Annotated in this window: 14 protein-coding genes; 5 read left to right on the forward strand and 9 right to left on the reverse strand. The window is 59.8% G+C overall.

Annotated features, from left to right (window positions below):
- Positions 1-2 precede the first annotated feature (2 nt).
- Both deoC and deoA read left to right on the forward strand, forming a co-directional pair.
- Positions 3-776 (forward strand): deoxyribose-phosphate aldolase, encoded by a 774-nt coding sequence (gene deoC, locus GSF67_RS13990; protein ID WP_006309955.1) that lies wholly within the window; start codon positions 3-5, stop codon positions 774-776.
- Entirely contained in the window at positions 773-2,089 is a 1,317-nt protein-coding gene (gene deoA / locus GSF67_RS13995; protein WP_083815603.1) for a thymidine phosphorylase, read from the forward strand. The genes deoC and deoA overlap by 4 nt, the downstream gene beginning before the upstream one ends.
- Here the strand turns inward: deoA and GSF67_RS14000 are convergent.
- From GSF67_RS14000 to cyoA, 9 genes are all read right to left on the reverse strand, one after another.
- On the reverse strand, positions 2,082-2,603 hold the full coding sequence (locus tag GSF67_RS14000; RefSeq protein ID WP_006309957.1) for a TIGR02281 family clan AA aspartic protease: 522 nt from the start codon (positions 2,601-2,603) through the stop codon (positions 2,082-2,084). The two genes, deoA and GSF67_RS14000, sit on opposite strands and share 8 nt — an antisense overlap.
- A gap of 134 nt (positions 2,604-2,737) precedes the next feature.
- Positions 2,738-3,367, reverse strand: coding sequence for a uracil phosphoribosyltransferase (gene upp / locus GSF67_RS14005; protein WP_006309958.1), 630 nt, complete (start codon positions 3,365-3,367; stop codon positions 2,738-2,740).
- A gap of 95 nt (positions 3,368-3,462) precedes the next feature.
- On the reverse strand, positions 3,463-4,440 hold the full coding sequence (locus GSF67_RS14010) for an adenosine deaminase (RefSeq protein ID WP_006309959.1): 978 nt from the start codon (positions 4,438-4,440) through the stop codon (positions 3,463-3,465).
- Positions 4,437-5,657, reverse strand: coding sequence for a phosphopentomutase (locus GSF67_RS14015; protein ID WP_006309960.1), 1,221 nt, complete (start codon positions 5,655-5,657; stop codon positions 4,437-4,439). Before GSF67_RS14015 ends, GSF67_RS14010 begins: the two co-directional genes overlap by 4 nt.
- A 115-nt stretch (positions 5,658-5,772) precedes the next feature.
- Entirely contained in the window at positions 5,773-6,534 is a 762-nt protein-coding gene (locus GSF67_RS14020; RefSeq protein WP_035214558.1) for an SURF1 family protein, read from the reverse strand.
- 179 nt (positions 6,535-6,713) lie between these two features.
- On the reverse strand, positions 6,714-7,106 hold the full coding sequence (gene cyoD, locus GSF67_RS14025; protein WP_006309962.1) for a cytochrome o ubiquinol oxidase subunit IV: 393 nt from the start codon (positions 7,104-7,106) through the stop codon (positions 6,714-6,716).
- The gene (gene cyoC / locus GSF67_RS14030; RefSeq protein WP_006309963.1) at positions 7,106-7,732 is read right to left on the reverse strand and encodes a cytochrome o ubiquinol oxidase subunit III; all 627 of its coding nucleotides are present in this window, start codon (positions 7,730-7,732) and stop codon (positions 7,106-7,108) included. The genes cyoD and cyoC overlap by 1 nt, the downstream gene beginning before the upstream one ends.
- Before the next feature lie 6 nt (positions 7,733-7,738).
- The gene (gene cyoB, locus GSF67_RS14035) at positions 7,739-9,742 is read right to left on the reverse strand and encodes a cytochrome o ubiquinol oxidase subunit I (RefSeq protein WP_006309964.1); all 2,004 of its coding nucleotides are present in this window, start codon (positions 9,740-9,742) and stop codon (positions 7,739-7,741) included.
- Positions 9,743-9,818: 76 nt separating this feature from the next.
- Positions 9,819-10,892 carry a ubiquinol oxidase subunit II gene (gene cyoA, locus GSF67_RS14040; RefSeq protein ID WP_006309965.1) on the reverse strand — a complete coding sequence of 358 codons (1,074 nt, stop codon included), beginning with the start codon at positions 10,890-10,892 and terminating at the stop codon, positions 9,819-9,821.
- Positions 10,893-11,197: 305 nt separating this feature from the next.
- On the opposite strand from cyoA, the gene GSF67_RS14045 reads away from it, so the two are divergent.
- The 3 genes from GSF67_RS14045 (at position 11,198) to GSF67_RS14055 (ending at position 20,197) form a co-directional block, all read left to right on the forward strand.
- Positions 11,198-12,520, forward strand: a complete 1,323-nt coding sequence (locus tag GSF67_RS14045; RefSeq protein ID WP_006309966.1) for an MFS transporter — start codon at positions 11,198-11,200, stop codon at positions 12,518-12,520.
- Between the two features lie 406 nt (positions 12,521-12,926).
- Positions 12,927-18,431, forward strand: coding sequence for a glutamate synthase-related protein (locus tag GSF67_RS14050; RefSeq protein WP_035214527.1), 5,505 nt, complete (start codon positions 12,927-12,929; stop codon positions 18,429-18,431).
- The gene (locus GSF67_RS14055) at positions 18,428-20,197 is read left to right on the forward strand and encodes a sulfite reductase subunit alpha (protein WP_006309969.1); all 1,770 of its coding nucleotides are present in this window, start codon (positions 18,428-18,430) and stop codon (positions 20,195-20,197) included. Before GSF67_RS14050 ends, GSF67_RS14055 begins: the two co-directional genes overlap by 4 nt.
- Positions 20,198-20,231: the final 34 nt, after the last annotated feature.

Below are 20,231 nucleotides of genomic sequence, written 5' to 3' on the forward strand. Positions count from 1 at the left end.
CCATGGAACTCCAGCGTCCGCGCGAAGCGGCTGCCCTCACTTTGTCCTTGCTGGACCTGACCAATCTCAAGGAAGACTGCACGCCGCAGCAGATCGCAACCCTCTGCCAGCGGGCGCATACGGAGTTTGGCAACACCGCTGCCATTTGCATCTGGCCGCGTTTCGTCGCGCAGGCCCGAGCGGCGTTCGGAAAGGACCACACGATCCGCATCGCAACAGTCGTGAATTTTCCCTCCGGCGATCTCGATGTCGCGACCGTGGTTGCGGAAACGGAAGCTGCAATCGGCGATGGCGCCGACGAAATCGATCTGGTCATTCCCTATCGTAAATTCATGGCAGGCGATGAATCGGCGGTGGCCGAAATGATCGCGGCCGTGCGTAAGGCTTGCGCGGCACCTGTGTTGCTCAAGGTCATTCTCGAGACCGGTGAGCTGAAGGACAAGGCCCTGATCCGCCGTGCCTCGGAAATCGCCATTGCCGAAGGGGCGGATTTCATCAAGACCTCGACCGGCAAGGTCGCCGTCAATGCCACGCTGGAAGCGGCCGATATCATGCTGCAGGCGATCCGCGACAGTAAAAAGAAGGTGGGCTTCAAGCCCGCCGGCGGCATCGGCACGGTGGAGGACGCGACACTTTACCTGCGGCTGGCGGAAACCATCATGGCGCCCAACTGGGCCATGCCATCCACCTTCCGTTTCGGTGCCTCGGGCGTTCTCGATGATGTGCTGAACGTGCTGGCCGGCGGCGAACCGGCCAAGGCCGCCAGCGGGTATTGAGCTTGATCCCGCAGGAAATCATCCGCCGCAAACGCGATGGCCTGTCGCTCGCGCCACAGGAGATTGCCGCATTCATCGAAGCGCTGTCGAAAGACGGCATTTCGGAAGGGCAGGCGGCCGCTTTTGCCATGGCGGTGTTTTTCCGTGGCATGAACCGCGACGAAATGGTGGCGCTGACTCTTGCCATGCGCGACAGCGGCGATGTCCTCTCCTGGCGCGATATTGGCAGGCCGGTGGCGGACAAGCATTCTACCGGCGGTGTCGGTGACAATGTCTCCCTGATGCTGGCTCCCATCGTTGCCGCCTGCGGTCTTGCCGTGCCGATGATTTCCGGCAGGGGCCTTGGCCATACCGGTGGCACGCTCGACAAGCTGGAAGCAATCCCCGGTTATGATGTCATGCCGGATGAGGCGCTGTTTCGCCGGACGGTGCAGTCGGTGGGCTGCGCTATCATCGGCCAGACGGGCGATCTCGCCCCCGCCGACAAACGCCTCTACGCTATCAGGGACGTGACGGCGACTGTCGATTCCATACCGCTGATTACCGCGTCCATTCTTTCGAAGAAGCTCGCAGCCGGGCTTGAGACGCTGGTTCTCGACGTGAAGGTCGGCAACGGCGCCTTCATGCAAAGCCTGGAGGATGCCCGCATTCTTGCCCGCGCGCTGGTCGATGTGGCGAATGGCGCCGGCCTGCCGACGACGGCGCTGGTCACCGACATGAACCAGTCACTCGGCGATGCGGCAGGCAATGCCGTCGAAATCGTCAATTGCCTGGAGTTTCTGGCTGGTCGAAAGGCTGGCACCCGTCTGGAAAAAGTGGTTCTTTCCTTCGCGGCGGAAATGCTGATGCAGGCTCATAAAGCCGCGACATTGGAGGAAGGCGCGGCGTTGGCGTCGGCGGCTCTCTCCTCCGGCCGCGCCATGGAGGTGTTCGCGCGGATGGTTTCGGCACTGGGCGGCCCGTCGGATTTTATCGAGAATCCATCCCGTTACTTGGCCTGTGCACCGATCATCCTCCCGGTTCCCGCTGCACGAAGCGGCTGGCTCGCATCCTGTGCAACGCGCGATCTCGGCATGGTTGTCGTCGAACTCGGCGGCGGCAGAACAAAACCCTCGGACACCATCAATCCGGCAGTCGGTATTTCGGATATTCTGCCGCTTGGCGTAAGGGTGGAGAAGGGCGAGCCGATCGCCGTCGTTCACGCAGCCTCCAGCGAAGACGCGGAACGTGCGGTCAAGAGAATAGAGGACTGTTTTGGGATTGCGGATAACGCTCCGGAAATCGCGGCATCTGTCCTCGAGCGGATCACCTGACCAGCCGCATTTCGCCGCCCGTTACCTTAAAGGACGATAGTTGCTTCAAAAAGCTCATGCCGACCAGCATGTTGCTCAGCGCATTGTCCTTCAGCACCATGGCATCGACATTCTGAACGCGGATGGCGCCAATCTCCACCCGGTCGAGTTTCACATGGGCCGCCAGGGTCTGCCCATTGGCGGTCGAGATTGCATATTTGAAATCGAGGCTGTTGACGCCGTAACCGAGCCGGCGTGCAATCGTCTCGTTGATCGCCACCATGGAGGCACCTGTATCGACAAGCCCGTCGAAGGACTTGCCATTGATGCGGAAGGTGGCATTGAAGTGACCACGCGTATCCGCTTTCAGACTGACGCTGCCCAGTGAAACCGACTGAGGTCTGGAAACGTCGGCGGTGGCGCCGGATTTTGCCGCGCTGGTTTCCAGGCGCGGCTGAAATTTTTCCATCAGCGCTGGAATCTGCGTGGCGCTGACTGAAAGACCGACAAGCAGAAAAATCGCACGCGCCAGCAAGTGATTGCTCCTCATGGGCAAGGGTTAACCCTCTGCAGCATAGGCGCAAAACATGCTGAAATCTTAAAAGAAAAAGCCATTCGCCGCTTATCGCGCGGCGAATGGCTCAAACGGTTAAGCAAGGATGAACGGCGTTATTTGGTGCCGTACATGCGGTCGCCGGCATCGCCGAGGCCGGGAACGATATAGCCTTTTTCGTTCAGGTACCGGTCGATTGCGGCCGTGTAAATCGGCACATCGGGATGCGCTTCACGGAAATTCTTGATGCCCTCTGGTGCCGCCAGCAGACACAGGAAACGGATATTCTTCGCACCGCGCTCTTTGAGCTTTTCAACGGCGGCGATGGAGGAATTGCCGGTCGCCAGCATCGGATCGACAACGATGACCAGGCGGGCATCGAGGCTTTCGGGAGCCTTGAAATAATATTCGACGGCCTCAAGCGTATCGTGGTCACGATAGACGCCGACATGCGCCACGCGTGCGGACGGAACCAGCTCCAGCATGCCTTCCAGAAGACCATTGCCGGCGCGCAGGATGGAAGCGAAAACCAGCTTCTTGCCTTCCAGAACCGGTGCCTGAATGGTCTCGAGCGGTGTATCGATGGTTTCCATCGTCATTTCAAGGTCACGCGTCACTTCATAGCAGAGCAGCGTCGAAATTTCCCTGAGCAGACGGCGGAAGCCGGCCGTGGAAGTTTCCTTCTTGCGCATGATGGTGAGTTTGTGCCGCACCAGCGGATGTTCGATGACTGTGACGCCGTCCATGAAACTGGCCTTCCTTTTTATCTTATGCCCTGTAATTCACCGAAAGCACGTTTTTCGCAAGCCTTCTTCGCGGTTTTACCCTGCCAACAACCGTCTCAGGCCTCACCCAATCTAGCAAGCAGCCGCTCGCGCGTTGCCTCGTCCACAAAGGCGCATTCCAGTGCGGTGCGGGTCATGCGGTTGATCTCGGTATCGCTGAAACCGAAAGCGTCTGCAGCCAGCGCATATTCCCGCGCAAGCGAGGTGAAGAAGAACGGCGGGTCGTCGGAACTGATGCAGACGCGCACCCCGGCATCGCTCAGAGCTTTCAGCGGGTGGCTGGCGAAATCGGGATAGACGCTGAGCGCGATATTCGAGCCGGGGCAGACTTCGAGAACCGTTCCTGTCTCGACCAGCCGGGAGATGAGAGCGGCATCTTCGATAGCGCGCACGCCGTGGCCGATACGCGACGGTTTGACGAGATCGAGCGCGTCGGCAACGCTTTCCGGCCCGCAGACTTCACCGGCATGGATCGTCAGCCCAAGACCCGCATCGCGAGCGATATCGAAAGCGCGGGCGTAGTCGGCAACCCGGCCCATGCGTTCTTCGCCCGCCATGTTGAAGCCAGTGACCAGCGGATGCTGGGCGCGCGCCGCATATTCGGCCGCCGCGATCACTCGCTCGGGGCCGAAATGCCGCTCGCCCGTGACGATGATGCGGGTTTCGATGCCGGTCTTTTCTTTGGCGATACGGATACCCTCGGCAATACCGGCGAGATAGGCGTCCGCGCCAAGCCCGATGCGGTCGCCATGATCGGGCGAGATGATCAATTCGCTGTAGATCGTATTGGCCTCGGCCAGTTCCGTCAGATAGGTTTCCGTCAGGACCGCATAGTCCTCATCGGACTTGAATACCTGCGCCACCGCATCGTAGCATTGGATGAATTCCGCAAAATCCGACCAGATATATTGGCCGTCGCGCAGAAAGCCGCTGGTGTCGATGCCGTATTTCTCCGCCTGTTTCACAACGAGGTCAGGCGGTGCTGCACCTTCGAGGTGGCAGTGAATTTCCGCTTTCAGCAAATGCGATGTCAAATGAAGCTCCTGCCGTGTGAACCGGCCTCTATGCCAAGATGGTGGGCGATACTTTCGCCAATATCGGCGTAGCTTGAACGAATACCGACATCGCGGGAACGGATGCCTGGCCCGAATGCCATGATCGGCACCCTTTCGCGCGTATGGTCCGTGCCCCGCCAGGTGGGATCGCAACCATGGTCGGCGGTGAGAAGCGCTATATCGCCAGGTGCCATCTTGCGGTGGATTTCCGGAATACGCGCATCGAAGGCCTCAAGCGCCGCCGCATAACCGGCAACGTCTCGGCGGTGGCCGTAAAGCATGTCGAAATCGACGAAATTGGTGAAGACGAGATCGCCGTTTTCAGCCTCGTCAATGGCATGCAGCGTCGCATCCATCAAGGCGGCGTTGCCATTTGCCTTGATGACGCGCGTCACACCCTGATGAGCATAGATGTCGCCGATCTTGCCGATGGCATGCACCTTGCGGCCCGCCTCCACCAGCCGGTCGAGCAGGGTCGGCTCCGGCGGCGGGACGGAGAAGTCCCGGCGGTTGCCGGTGCGTTCGAAGGTGGCGACCGTCTCGCCGATGAAGGGGCGGGCGATCACACGACCGATATTCAGGGGATCGAGCAGTTTGCGCACCGTCTCGCAGAGCGCGATAAGCCGATCCAGACCAAAGTGGGTTTCATGCGCGGCAATCTGGAACACGGAATCGGAAGAGGTGTAGCAGATCGGCTTGCCGCTCCGGATATGTTCTTCACCGAGCGCAGCGATGATCTCGGTACCGGAAGCATGGCAATTGCCGAGGATGCCGGGAATATCGGCTTGCCTGCAGATCGCCTCAACCAGCTCCGGGGAAAAGGCGTCGCCCTCCGTCGGGAAATAACCCCAGTCGAACGTCACGGGTGTGCCGGCGATCTCCCAATGGCCCGAAGGCGTGTCCTTGCCCTTGGAGATTTCGCTGGCCGAGCCGTGCAGCCCGAAAATCCGCTCCGGCGGTTCCATGCCGGCGGGAATGTCGCCGCTTGCCTGCCTTGCAATCTCCAGGAGGCCGAGCGAACACATGTTCGGCAGCTTCAGCGGCCCGGCCCGAAGCCCGGCTCTATCCGCCGCACCTGCCGCGCAGAATTCCGCGATATGACCGAGCGTATTTGCACCAAGATCGCCATAACGCTCTGCGTCAGGCGCGCCGCCGACACCGAAGGAATCCAGAACGAGAAGAAATGCTCTTGCCATAACTCACCGAAACAAAATTGCGCCGACGGGGCAATGTCAGGCCGAACTGTCGTTATAGATCAGCAAAACGTGAAGAAGGAAGCGCTTTTATGAACCATCCGGTAAAACCAGCGGTTCAATCAGCATCCCGTTTCGATTTCGGTGCGTTGAGGTTGCGTAGCACATACCAGCCGGCAGCCACCACCATCGCCGCCAGAATATACCATGTCACAGCGTAGGAGAGGTGGTTGTTGGGGAAAGTGAGCATGGTCTTGCCGCCAACCGGCAGGCCACCCGGATTGGGTGTCGCATCCGCATCGACATAAAAGGGCGCGACGTCTGAAAGCCCGGAAGCCTGCGTGATCTGAGGGATATTGCGGGAATACCAGCGGCCATTTGCCGGGTCGTTGGTTCGAAGGAAAAGCCCGCCGGTTTCCGGCGCGCGCATCAGCCCGACGATCTCGACGTTTCCGGTCGGTTCGCCTCCCGCGCGCGAGGACGGATCGCGCCGGTCGGAGGGCACGAAACCGCGATTGACGATGATGCTTGAACCATCGTCGCGCCGAAGCGGGGTCATGACCCAGTAGCCGGGCCCGAGATCGGTGACCGTGTAGACCTGAACTTCCCTGTCGTTAAGGAGTGTGCCGGTCAGTTTCACGCGACGATATTCGTAATCCGAGGGATTGCCGAGGGCCGGCCATTCGCTGGCGGCAGGGGCATCGACTGGCTCGGCATGGGCGCGGGCGTCGACGCGCTCGATCAGGTCTAGTTTCCAGAAAAGGCGCTGAACCTGCCATGTTCCAAGCGCCAGCAGGCAGCCCGTCAGGGCAATGGTCAAAAACAGGACGACGATTGCCGCAGGGCGGATGCGCCGGTTTTGGGGTGCGATTTCGCTCATGTCACGGTCCTTGCGAAGCGCAACCGGCAGAGAGGTCTTCTGCTTCGGCGGGCCTCGTTCCACCCGTATGCGCTTCCTCCAGCAAATAACCCCATAAATCGAGCCAGGATTCATGGGGTTATGTGTTGGCGCGGAAAGCGGCCTGCCGGGCTTCCGGCAGACCGCTGATTTATCGCTGCTCAGGGCAGGTTCTTCACATCCTCGATATGCAGCGGCATCATGTTCTTGTTCATGTTGTACATGACCCAAAGCGAGCCGGAGAGCGTGATCAGCAGCACCACAACGGTGAAGATCAGCGCCATGAAGGTCCAGCCGCCTTCGGACCTGGTGTCCATGTGCAGGAAGTAGATCATGTGCACGAAGATCTGGATGACGCCGAGGCCCATGATGGCGATGACGAGCAGGGTCTTGTTTTCAAGAACGCCACCCATGACCAGCCAAAAGGGGATCGCCGTCAGAATGACCGACAGGACGAAGCCGATCATATAGCTTTTGAACGTGCCGTGGCTTGCGCCATCATGGTGATGGTCGTCGCCATGCGCGTCGTGATGTGCGTGTGCTTCGGAACTCATCAAAGAACTCCCATGAGGTAAACGAAGGAGAAGACGCCGATCCAGATGACGTCAAGGAAGTGCCAGAACATTGAAAGGCACATCAGGCGGCGCTTGTTTGCGGCGATCAGGCCGTGTTTTGCCACCTGAACCATCAGCGTAACGAGCCAGATGGTGCCGAAGGTGACGTGCAGACCGTGGGTGCCGACCAGAGCGAAGAAAGCCGAAAGGAAGGCCGAACGTTGCGGGCCGGCACCTTCTTCGATCAGGTGGTGAAACTCGTAAAGTTCCACGGCAAGGAAGGCGAGGCCGAAGAGGCCGGTGATGCCGAGCCAGATCAGCGTCGACTTCACCTTCAGCTTTTCCATTTCCAGCATGGCGAAGCCATAGGTGATGGAGGAGAGAAGCAGGAAGCCGGTGTTGATAGCCACGAGCTTGAGATCGAAAAGATCCGCGCCTGAAGGACCGGCCGCATAGCTGCGGCCGAGAACGGCATAGGTGGCGAAGAGCACGGCAAAGATCAGGCAGTCGCTCATCAGATAGAGCCAGAAGCCGATCGAAGTGCCGTTTTCCGGGTGGTGGTCTTCCTTCAGGTAAAAGACCGGTGGTTCAGCGCCGTCGACGCTTTGTGCAGGTGTATGAGCCATGTTCCGTTACGCCTGTTTCGCGAGCAGCTTCGTACGCTCCGCCTCGACGGTCGAAACGTCGGACGCGGGAATGTAATAATCGCGATTGTAGTTGAAGGTGTGGGCGATGGAGACCGCGATGACGCCGATGAAGGACAGCGCAGCGAGCCACCAGATGTGCCACACCAGGGCGAAGCCGAGCACTACGCTGATGGCGCTGATGATGACGCCTGCACCGGTATTCTTCGGCATATGGATCGGAATGAAGCCTTCCAGCGGACGGCTGTAGCCGCGCTTCTTCATGTCATGCCAGGCATCCACGTCGTGAATGACCGGCGTGAAGGCGAAGTTGTACTGCGGCGGTGGCGACGATGTCGACCATTCCAGCGTACGGGCGTTGTAGGGATCGCCGGTGACGTCACGCAGCTGGTCGCGCTTCAGGAAGCTGACGATGAGCTGGATGATGAAGGAGGCGATGCCGAGCGCGATCAGGAAGGCGCCGAAGGCGGCAATCACGAACCAGATCTGCAGTGAATTATCCTCGAACTGGCTGATACGGCGGGTGATGCCCATCAGGCCGAGAATATAGAGCGGCATGAAGGCGAAATAGAAGCCGACGAACCAGAACCAGAAGGACAGCTTGCCCCAGAACGGATCGAGACGGTAACCGAAGGCCTTCGGGAACCAGTAGACGATACCGGCCAGAACGCCGAAGACCACGCCGCCGATGATCGTGTTGTGGAAATGCGCGATCAGGAACAGCGAGTTGTGCAGCACGAAGTCCGCCGGCGGAACGGCGAGAAGAACGCCGGTCATGCCACCGATGACGAAGGTGATCATGAAGCCGATCGTCCACAGCATCGGCACGTCGAACTTGATGCGGCCCTTATACATGGTGAAGAGCCAGTTGAAAATCTTCGCACCCGTGGGGATCGAGATGATCATCGTGGTGATGCCGAAGAAGGCATTGACGTTGGCGCCCGAACCCATGGTGAAGAAGTGGTGCAGCCAGACGAGGTAGGAGAGGATGGTGATGACGGCGGTGGCGTAAACCATCGACGCGTAACCGAACAGACGCTTGCCCGAGAAGGTGGCAACGATTTCGGAGAAGATACCGAAAGCCGGCAGCACCAGAATGTAAACCTCGGGGTGGCCCCAGATCCAGATGAGGTTGACATACATCATCGGATTGCCGCCGAGATCGTTGGTGAAGAAATTCGTACCAGCGTAGCGGTCAAGGGTCAGAAGCGCGAGCGTCGCAGTCAGGATCGGGAAGGATGCGACGATCAGGATGTTAGAACACAGCGACGTCCAGACGAAGATCGGCATGCGCATCATGGTCATGCCAGGGGCGCGCATCTTGATGATGGTCACGATCAGGTTGATGCCCGATAGCGTCGTTCCCACACCGGCGATCTGCAGACCCCAGATGTAATAATCGACCCCGACCCCCGGGCTGCCATCGATGCCGGACAGCGGCGGATAGGCGAGCCAGCCGGTCTGCGCATATTCACCCACGAACAGCGAGATCATGGTGATGATGGCGCCAGCCGTGGTCATCCAGAAGGAGAAGTTGTTGAGGAAGGGGAACGAAACGTCGCGGGCGCCGATCTGCAGCGGCACGACGAAGTTCATGAGGCCGGTGATCATCGGCATGGCCATGAAGAAGATCATGATGACGCCATGGGCCGTGAAGATCTGGTCGTAGTGATGCGGCGGAAGGTAACCCTCCGATCCGCCGGACGCGATCGCCTGCTGGACACGCATCATGATGGCATCCGCAAAGCCGCGCAGCAGCATGACCAGCGCCAGAATGATGTACATGATACCGATCTTCTTGTGATCGATGCTCGTGAACCATTCATTCCAGAGGTAGCCCCACAGGCGGAAATAGGTGAGGGCGCCGACGACGACGATGCCGCCCAGGGCCACAGCCGCGAAGGTGGCGACAAGAATGGGCTCGTGAAGCGGGATGGATTCCCATGTCAGCTTCCCGAACAGGAACGACGTTTGATCGGAATTGACGATCATTTTCAGCCTCTTGCGATTCTAAGACGTAAGATCGGCGCAGCCATTGGCCGCGCCGCAGAATGCCGGGACGTATCCGTCAGCCAGCGACTTGTTTCGTTTCCGGCAGCGCAGCGGGTTCAAAAGTCTGACCTTTGATCGCAGCCGGAGTGGATTGGGGTCCGCTGGCGACACCGTAAGGCGCAAGCGGTGTGCAGACGACGGAGTTCAGCGCCTTGGCGATGTCGATACCTTCCTTGCCGCCGCCGCCATTGGCGTCGATATGCATCATGTCGCGCATGCAGAGCTTGTTGGGTTCCACGCAGCGGTTGAGGATGGCGCTGTACAGCTCCGGATCGACCGAAGCGAAATATTGCACCGGCTCACGCTCGGAAGGCTTGGCGAATTCCAGATATTCCTGCCGGCCGAAGCCCTTGCCGCCTTCTTTCACCTTGGCCACCCACTGGTCGAAGCCCTGCTGGCTGAGGCCATGGAACTTGAAGCGCATATGCGAGAAGCCGGGGCCGGAGAAGTTGGCCGAGATGCCGTCGTAGACACCTTCCTTATTGATGACCGCGTGCAGCTTGGTCTGCATGCCGCCCATGGCGTAGATCTGGCCGGCAAGTGCGGGAACGAAGAAGGAGTTCATCGCGGTCGTGCCGGTGATCTTGAAATTGATCGGAACATCGACCGGCGCGGCAAATTCGTTGACGCTGCCGATGCCGAGTTCAGGATAGAAGAACAGCCACTTCCAGTCCATGGCCACCACTTCGACCGTGATCGGCTTGATATCGGCGGTTACCTGACGGTTCTCGTCGATCCGTTCCAGCGGGCGATAGGGGTCGAGACGGTGGGTGGAAATCCACGTCACCGTGCCGAGCATCAGGATGATGGCGACGGGGGCCGACCAGATCACCATTTCAAGGCGTGTAGAGTGATGCCACTCGGGATCGTAATCTTCGGCCTTGGCCGACTCGCGGTACTTCCAGGCGAAAAACAGCGTCAGGACGATGACCGGGACGATGATCAGCAGCATCAGGACTGTGGACGTGATGATAAGATCGCGCTGCTGGATAGCCACGTCGCCCGAAGGGTTCATGACGACCAGATTGCAGCCGCTGAGCAACAGCAGGGCCGGGATTGCCAGAAGGGCGGATGGGAGTTTTTTGATCATGCGCACGTTCTTTGAACTCGTACAGTTTGGATTACGCCGCGAATAATTGCCGAAGGTCATTTTTGAAATGAGGTATATTGTCGCGGTGCAGCGAATCCTTCGCGATGCACCATATGCCAGGCAGTACTGCGTTTAGAGGCGAGCGGCTGCATTATCGCACGGTCGGCGCGCTCGGCAACCCTTTATTGTCAAACTTCAATTGACGTTACGTAGGGTGCGTGTGACAATCCGCCGCATCGTAACGCAACGGAAGAGGAGCCCGAGCGTTACAGGGAATGGTTCGTCCATGACGCAGGAGGGATATTATGAGTTATACCAATGCTGCTCCATCCTTTGGGCAGGCACCGGAGGCAAACGGGGCTGGTCCCACGAGCGTCGATCCGGATCGCATCACGATTGCGGTCATTCTTGCGAGAATGACTGAATTCTTTGACTTTTTCATCTATGCCATCGCCTCTGCGCTTGTTTTTCCGCACGTCTTCTTTTCCTTCGTCGACCCTCTGACGGCCACGCTTTATTCCTTTGCGGTATTCTCGCTTGCCTTTATCGCAAGACCGATCGGCTCGCTGATCTTCCTCCAGATCGATCGCAAGTTCGGTCGGGCGGTCAAGCTTATGGCGGCGCTCTTCACGCTCTGTGGTTCCACCATGGCGATCAGCTTCCTTCCTTCTTATGACGAAGCGGGCATGCTTGCGCCCTGTCTTCTGGCCGCGTTCCGTATCGGTCAGGGCCTCGGCCTTGGCGGTGCCTGGGATGGTCTTGTCTCGCTGCTTGCCATGAATGCACCGCAAAAGCAGCGCGGTTGGTACGCCATGATGCCGCAGATCGGTGCGGCAATGGGCTTCGGTCTCGCCAGCGCTTTCTTCATCGTTTTCGTCACGCAGCTTTCCAATGCCGAGTTCCTCGCTTGGGGCTGGCGTTTCCCGTTCTTCGTGGCGCTGGCGCTCAATGTTCTGGCACTCTTTGCCCGCCTGCGCATGATCGTGACGCCGGAATTCCAGGCCATGCTGGAACAGCATGAGCTGGAACCGCGCCCGATGTTCAGGATGTTGCGTTCGCAGTTTCCGGTGGTTCTCACGGGCGCCTTTGTGCCGCTGGCAAGTTTTGCGCTGTTTCACCTCGTTACGGTCTTCCCGCTGAGCTGGGTTTCCCTCAATACCAGCCAGCGTGTTTCCGACTTCCTGTTCGTGCAATTCGTCAGCGCCATCATTTGCGGCGGCATGATCGTGGTATCCGGCATTCTGGCCGACAGGATCGGCCGGCGGAAGCTTCTGGCCATCGCCGCAGCTCTCATCGGTCTCTTCAGCCTCGTAGCACCCGTTCTCCTGAGTTCGGGCGATATCGGTCGTTATCTCTTCGTCCTGATCGGCTTTTCGTTGCTGGGTCTCTCCTTCGGCCAGGCGGGCGGTGCGCTCGCCTCCCGTTTCAGCCGTGAATACCGCTACACCGGCGCGTCGCTCACCTCGGATATTTCCTGGCTGATCGGTGCCGGTTTCGCACCGCTCGTGGCACTCGGATTTTCGTCCAAATTCGGATTGTTCGCGGTCGGAATTTACCTGATGTCGGGAGCTGTCTGTACGCTGGTTGCCCTTTGGTTCAGCCGGACGCTGGAAATGCCTTCGGAGTGATCCCGGCAATTTAACAATCCCTGCAGCCTTCGCGCCGCGGAATCCTGTCGGATTTCGCGGCGTTTTTGTTTTTTTATTGCGTGACCGCGATTTTAATCTTGACTCGACACATCATGAAATATTATGTAAGCAATACTGACATAATTCAGTGTGTCTCATTGCCGGAATGCCGGTCACCAGGGAACGCGATGCGAACGACGACGATCATTATTTGCGAGAAAGCGGCCATTGCCGCCACGCCGTTTGACGGCCGCAAAACGACCGTTCGCGCCATTAAACGCCGATAGCCAAAAAAAACAGGAGCAGCCAGGTCGCCTGCGGCTCCGCCCGCAGAGTGCCGGCTGACGCGCCGGGTTTCGGGAAAGAGGGCGATGCCGCGCGAAATGCGCAACGAGGGGAGAGTGCCTTGAGTGTGACGGAGCAAAAATTCGGCCTTTACGATGCGGCTTTTGAAAAAAGCAGCTGTGGTGTCGGTTTCATCACCCGCAAGGACGGCGTGCAGACACATGATGTGCTCAAGCGCGGTCACGAGGCGCTCTGTGCCGTGCCGCATCGCGGTGGCATGTCGGCCGAAGGCGTGGGTGATGGTGCGGGCGTGTCGCTGGACCTCTCGCTCTCCTTTTTCCGAGAGCTGACAGGCGACGCTGCCCTGCCGGCCGGGCGGTTCGGCGTCGGCAATTTTTTCCTGCCGCAGAACCCGGCTTTCCAGGGTGAGGCCGTCGGCATCATCGGCAACGCTCTGAAGGAGCAGGGCTTCTCGGTCCTGCTGGTCCGTGATGTGCCCGTCAATGATGCGGCCATCCGTCCCGCCGCAATCCCTTACCAGTTACCGATCCGCCAATGGGTCTTTTCAGCTTCGGTGGAATGCGCAACCCTTGCCGAATTCGACTGGCGTATCCACAAGGCTCTGCTCGCCATCGAAGCGCTTGCCTATACCGTGCCGGATCTTGCCGGTTTTTACCCGCTGTCGCTCAGCGCGCGCACGCAGGTCCTTAAGGGGCGTCTGAACTCTCAGGAGGTCATGCCCTACTTCTGCGACCTCACCGATCCGCGTCATAAAGTGCATACGATGTATTTCCACACGCGGTTTTCCACCAATACCGATCCGCACCCTTCCATGGCGCAGCCCTTCCGCCTGATGGCGCATAATGGCGAACTCAACACCGACAAGAAAAACCGTCTTTCGGAAGCGGCTGTGGCGCTGGCGAAGAATGCCAGCATCGTCAGGCCCAAAGGCCAGTCGGACAGCTGCCGTCTGGACCAGACATTGCAGGCGCGGGTGATGGAGGATGGCCTCGACCTCGTCACCGCCGTGGTCTCGATGATGCCGCCGGCCTGGGAAAACGACGACACCCTGTCACCGGGCGTGAAGGCGATGCTGGAATATTTCTCGCTATATGAGGAAAAGAATGACGGTCCGGCCGCGCTGATCTTTGGTGACGGTAACATCATCGGCGCCCGTCTCGATCGTCTTGGCCTGCGTCCGCTGCGCACGGTCGAGACGGAGGAGTATCTCTGTGTCATGTCGGAGGCGGGGCAGATCGCCTTTCCGGCGGAAAGCGTCATCCGTCGCGGTCGCATCGAGGCGGGCGGCATGCTGTATTACGACCACGCCGAACGTCGCGCCTTTTCCACCGTCGAGGCGCTGGAGCTTCTGGCCTCGCGACGGGACTACTCGTCGCTGCTGTCTGATGCGCGCGTGATGCTTGGTGATCTGCCGGAGGTGCCCGCTGACAAGCAAGGATCACCGCTTCGCTACAATGGCGATCTGGAACGGCACCAGCGTTATGTCGCCTATTCGCACAATCAGGAAAGCTTCAAATTCCTGATGGACCCGATGCTGGCCTCTGGTGCGGAAAAAATCTCGGCCATGGGTTATGGCAATGCCATCAATGCGCTTTCCGATCAGGAAGGCGGGGTGGCCAAATATTTCTCGCAGCGTTTCGCGCAGGTCACCAATCCGCCGCTCGACAGCATTCGCGAGGCTGATGGGATGACGCTGCGGGTGGCTCTCGGCGCAAAGCCGAACAGCGGCGCGAAGAAGGCCCGCCAGATCGTCGTGCGCTCCCCGATCCTGACCCACCTCGACATGCTGCGTATTCGCGAACAGCCCGAGACGCCCGTTCGTCGTTTCGAAATGCTTTATACGCCGGTCTTCGATGCGGAGGATGCCAATGAAGCGGCTCTCCGACAGGCCATCGACGGTCTTTGCGGCGAGGTCGTGGCTTTCGCGGCGGAGGAAGGCGGCATCGCCGTTGTCACCGACCGGCACGTTTCGGCCGGCCGCGCGGCCTTGCCGATGATCATGGTCGTTTCCGCCATCAATCAGCGGCTGATCGAGGAAGGCCTGCGGCTGCGTATCTCCCTGATCGTCGAAAGCGGGCAGTTTTCCTCCTCGCATCACATTGCAGCCGGCCTCGGCTTTGGAGCTTCAGCCGTCTATCCGCTCGGCGTGCAGTTCCGTGCTGAAGAGAAGTTTGGCGCCGATGCCGACAAGGCCTTCAAGCGCTTCGCCAAGGCGGCAGAAAAGTCGCTGATGAAGACCATGGGCAAGGTCGGGCTGTGTACCGCGGAAAGTTATATCGGCGGCGAATTCTTCGAGCCGAATTTCCTCGATACCAGCGATCCGGTGCTGAAGCGTTATTTCCCGAATGTGAAGACCCCGGTCGGTGGCGTCACCTTCGCCGTCATCGCACAGGCAGTCGCCGACTGGCACCGCAAGGCGCTGTCGGTGAAAGGCGAAAACGACATTCCGCTGCTCGGTCTCTTCAAAGAACGTGCCGAAGGTGCCGGCCACTCCTATGGCACGACGGCGGTTCGCGGCTTCGTTGATATGACGGAGGAAAAGATCGGTTTCGACAAGGGGACCGAGAACGAGGAGGCATTGCGCCTACTGCCGCTAAACCGGCTGGAGGATGCCTTCGGTCTCAACGATGCTGCCTATTATCACAACAGTTTCGACAGGCTGACCCCTGACGCAATCGACGCATTCGAGGTAACGCCCGGTTACCGCGCCTTTTCCCGCATGATGGCGGAAGAAAGAGCGCGCCGCCCTGCCGCCCTGCGTGATGTTCTGGAACTACCGGCCGACGTGACCTTCGCCGGTTCGGCCGAAGAGTTCCGCCGGGAAATGGGCCGTTTTTGCAGGCATGGAAATAACAGCTTCATGGTGCGCGGCTTGCGCTGTGAAGAGGCGGCAGACGGCTCGTTCCGGCTACAGTTGATCGGCCCGCACGGTCATGAACTTGCCCGCCTCGCCGCACTCGGCCAGTCGCTGCTCGACCGTTTTGATGACGATATCGCCGGCCATTGGCTGGAAGGCGGCGCGCTCATGGTTCAGGCAAAGGGTGAGGCCTTCGCCTATATGTCGCTTATCCGCACCGCACCGGACAGCATTCCGCTTGAGACGGTGCAGAAGGCGAGCGAGATCACCAAGACGCTGGCATCGGGCGCCATGAGCCACGGCGCGCTTGTCGCCGCTGCCCATGAGGCGGTGGCGCATGGCACCAACATGGTTGGCGGCATGTCCAATTCGGGTGAGGGGGGCGAGCATATCTCCCGTTACGGCACCATCCGCGCCTCGCGCATCAAGCAGTTCGCCTCCGGCCGCTTCGGTGTCTGGGCCGGTTATCTTGCCGATCCAATGCTGGAGGAAATCGAGATCAAGATCGGCCAGGGCGCAAAGCCCGGAGAAGGCGGACAGTTGCCATCGCCGAAGGTGACGGTGGAAATCGCCGCCGCACGCGGTGGCACGCCCGGCGTCGAACTCGTTTCGCCGCCGCCGCATCACGATACCTATTCGATCGAAGATCTGGCCCAGCTCATCCACGATGCCAAGGCAGCGCGCGTGCGGGTCATCGTCAAGCTCGTCTCTTCGGAAGGCATCGGCACGATTGCGGTCGGCGTCGCCAAGGCGGGCGCAGATGTCATCAACGTCGCAGGCAATACCGGCGGCACGGGCGCGGCAGCCGTCACCAGCTTGAAATATACCGGCCGCGCGGCGGAAATCGGCATCGCCGAGGTGCATCAGGCGCTCTGCGCCACCGGCCTGCGCGCCAAAGTGCTGTTGCGCTGCTCCGGCGCCCACCAGACTGCGAGCGACGTGGTGAAGTCGGCCCTTCTAGGCGGCGACAGCTTTGAATTCGGCACAACGGCGCTGATGATGCTGAAATGCGTCATGGCGAAGAACTGCAACATCAAATGCCCGGCCGGCCTGACCACCAATCAGGAAGCCTTTAACGGCGACCCGAGGGCGCTGGCGCAATATCTCATGAACATCGCCCATGAGACGCGCGAGATTCTGGCAGGTCTAGGCCTGCGCTCCTTGCGGGAAGCCAGGGGCCGCTCCGATCTTCTTCACCTCCTCGATCATCCGGCGAGCGTCGGCCAGCTTGACCTCCGGGCAATGCTTGCCGTGGTCGAAGAGGTGAAGATCGACAGCCCGGTCTATATGGAAAAGGACTTTGCGCTGGACGACGCCTTCATCGAACTTGTTCGCTCGGCCCTGATCGACGGCAAGCGGGAAAACATCGAGCTTGGCGGCAACCGTTTCCTCAACAATTGCAACAAGAGCGTTGGCGGCCAGCTCGCCATCGATATCGAGCGCATTCTGAACCATGAACTTTCTGACGAAGAGGCGGGCGCGCTGCCGGCCGTGAAGGTGGATAGCCGCGGCCGCCGTTTTCTGGAGGCGGGTTCGGTGCGCATCGACACATCAGGTTCAGCGGGGCAGTCCTTCGGCGCGTTCTGCAATGACGGTATGATCATGGTCCATACCGGCACCTGCAATGACGGCGTCGGCAAAAGCGCCTGCGGCGGCACCATTGTAGTGCGCTCCCCCGGCGGCGGATCGGAAGAGGCTGGCGGCAATGTGCTGGTCGGCAATTTTGCGCTGTTCGGCGCCACCGGCGGCCGTATCTTCGTGGAAGGGCAGGCGGGCGACCGGTTCGCCGTGCGTAACTCCGGCGCGACCGCCGTGGTCGAAGGCGTTGGCGATTTCGCCTGCGAATATATGACAAACGGCGCCGTTCTCAACCTTGGCAGTTTCGGTAAGGGTTTTGGCAACGGCATGAGCGGCGGCTTCGTTTATCAATACGATCCCTATGGCGATCTGCCGAAGAAGGTCAGCCATGATTCGATCCTGCTCGGCTCGATCACCGGTGAGGACGAACAGGCCGCAATCCACAATCAGGCCGTCCATCAGCTTCTGACCTTGCATGTCGCGGAGACCGGCTCGGCCAAGGCCGCGTGGCTTCTGGAGAACTGGGAAAGCGAGCAGCACAATTTCGTCTATGGCATGCCGCGCGCCCTGCTGCTTTATCAGGACAGTGATGAAATTCTGAAAGCCAAGCCCCGCAAGGAGCTGCTGGAGGAACTGGCCTCTGCGCTTGCCGGCTATCAGCTACGCAAGTTCAAGCTTGCCTATCGTGACCGCAAAGCCGTGCTCAACGGAACGGTGCCGGGTTATGGTGAGACGGACACGGAGGACATGTACGCGCTCATCAACAATTATACCGTGTTGAGCATGGCGCAGGCCATCGCCCTGCAACGGTTGCCGATGGCATCGGGCCCTTCTGATCCCGCCATCGAAAAAGCCGTGCGCAATCTCATCCTCACGGAAGATCACGCGCTGATGCAGCGTCTCATGAAATATGCACGCGAGGCGTTGTCCGACCATAGCGACGAGCAGCTTGCGGTGATGATCGCCGCCAAGCGGCTCGATGATTACAAGCAGGCGCTGGCGCGCCGGAATATCTGGTCGGTGGACAGCCCCGGCACCTATGGCTGGATCATTCAGCAGAACCGGAAAAACATCGAGAAGATCGGCCGCCTGCCTGGCTTCGAGGAGCTTTTCGCCGCGCGCGCCATTCCGGACCTTGCCACCGCATCCAGTCATAGCAGGGCAGCATGATGAAGATACCTTACATTCCACAGGATGCGCCCTTCAACGGCGATCAGCGCGCCTGGCTCGCCGGCTTTCTGGCCGGGCTCCACTCCCGCACCGCCATCGGTCTGGAGACCTCCGTTGCCGCCGCTGCCCCCAAATCGGCGGCCAGCGTGTTGAACATCCTTGTCGGCACCCAGACGGGCAATGCCGAAGCGCTTGCCATGGATATCGCCGCCGCTGCACGCGCCCAGGGCATGCAACCGGTGGTGACGGCTCTGGATGACGTCTCCATGGACAGCCTCGGCTCCATGAAGCGGGTCATCGTCGTCACTTCGACCTATGGCGAAGGCGAGATGCCTGACAATGCCCAGCTATTCTGGGAGGCGCTTGCTGCTGACAGCGCGCCGCGGCTGGACGAGATGAATTTCGCCGTACTTGCCTTGGGTGATACCGGTTATGATGGTTTCTGCCAGGCCGGCAAGCTCATCGACACGCGCTTTGAACAGCTCGGCGGCAGGCGCATGAAGACTCGTATCGACTGCGATATCGATTTTGAAGATGCAGCCGCTGCGTGGATCGGTGAGGCCCTGCCGCTTGCGCTGGCCGTCGATGGTGGCAAGGAAGCCGCTGTCACCATGCCCGACATCGCCGCGCAGCCAACGCGGGCAAAATCGGGCTGGAACCGCAAGAACCCCTATTCAGCGAAGGTAAGCGTTAATCGCCGCCTGTCCGGTCCCGGCTCGTCCAAGGAAATCCGTCACTACGAATTCGATCTTCGCGAAAGCGGGCTCGACTATGAGGCGGGTGACGCGCTTGGTGTTGTTCCGCTTAACGATCCGAAACTGGCCGGCGCGCTGCTCGCCCATTTCGGAGCGGGCGCAGACAGCCAAGTCGCCGGGCTGGACCGGCCGGTTGGCGATGCGCTTCTCAACATGTACGAGATTTCAACGCCGTCACGCGAACTGGTGGCTGAAATCGGCAAACGCGCGGGGCATGAGGAACTTTCCCATATCCTTGCGAATGGCGACAAGGAGCAGCTTGCCGCCTTTCTCTGGAGCAAGGATATTCTCGACCTGCTCAATCTAGGCGGAAAGCCACTCTTCGAGCTAGCCGAATTCGTCACCTTCCTGAAACCCTTGCAGCACCGCGCCTATTCCATTTCCTCCAGCCCTCTGGTTGCGAAAAACAGCTTGCATCTGACGATCGCCAGCGTGCGGTATCGCGCCGAAGGCCGGGAGCGTGGCGGCATATGCTCCACCTATCTCGCAGATCGGGTAGACGCCGGGCATAGTGCCGGTATTTTCGTCTCGCCCAACAAGGCATTCCGCGCCCCGCAGGACGATAACGCGCCTGTTATCATGGTGGGACCGGGCACGGGTATTGCGCCGTTCCGGGCGTTTTTGCAGGAACGGCAGGCGCGCGGCGCCAGGGGCAAGAACTGGCTGTTTTTTGGCGACCAGCACAGGCAGTCGGATTTCATCTACGAAAACGAACTTGGCGACATGAGCCGCGATGGCGTGCTGACACGCCTCGACCTTGCTTTTTCACGGGATCAGGCGGAGAAAATCTATGTCCAGACCCGCATGCGGCAGAACGGCAAGGCGCTTTATCAATGGTTGGAGGAGGGCGGCTATTTCTACGTCTGCGGCGATGCGACCCGTATGGCCAAGGATGTCGATGACGCCCTGCACAGCATCATAAGCGATGAGGCCGGCATCTCCGCCGAGGCCGCAAGCGACTATGTCAACCGGCTGAAGCGTGAAAAACGCTATCTGCGCGACGTCTATTAGACCCAACCGTAAAAGGGGCCGCCGGAGCACCGAT

The organism is Agrobacterium sp. CGMCC 11546 (genome assembly GCF_013365515.1).
Lineage (GTDB): Bacteria > Pseudomonadota > Alphaproteobacteria > Rhizobiales > Rhizobiaceae > Agrobacterium > Agrobacterium fabrum.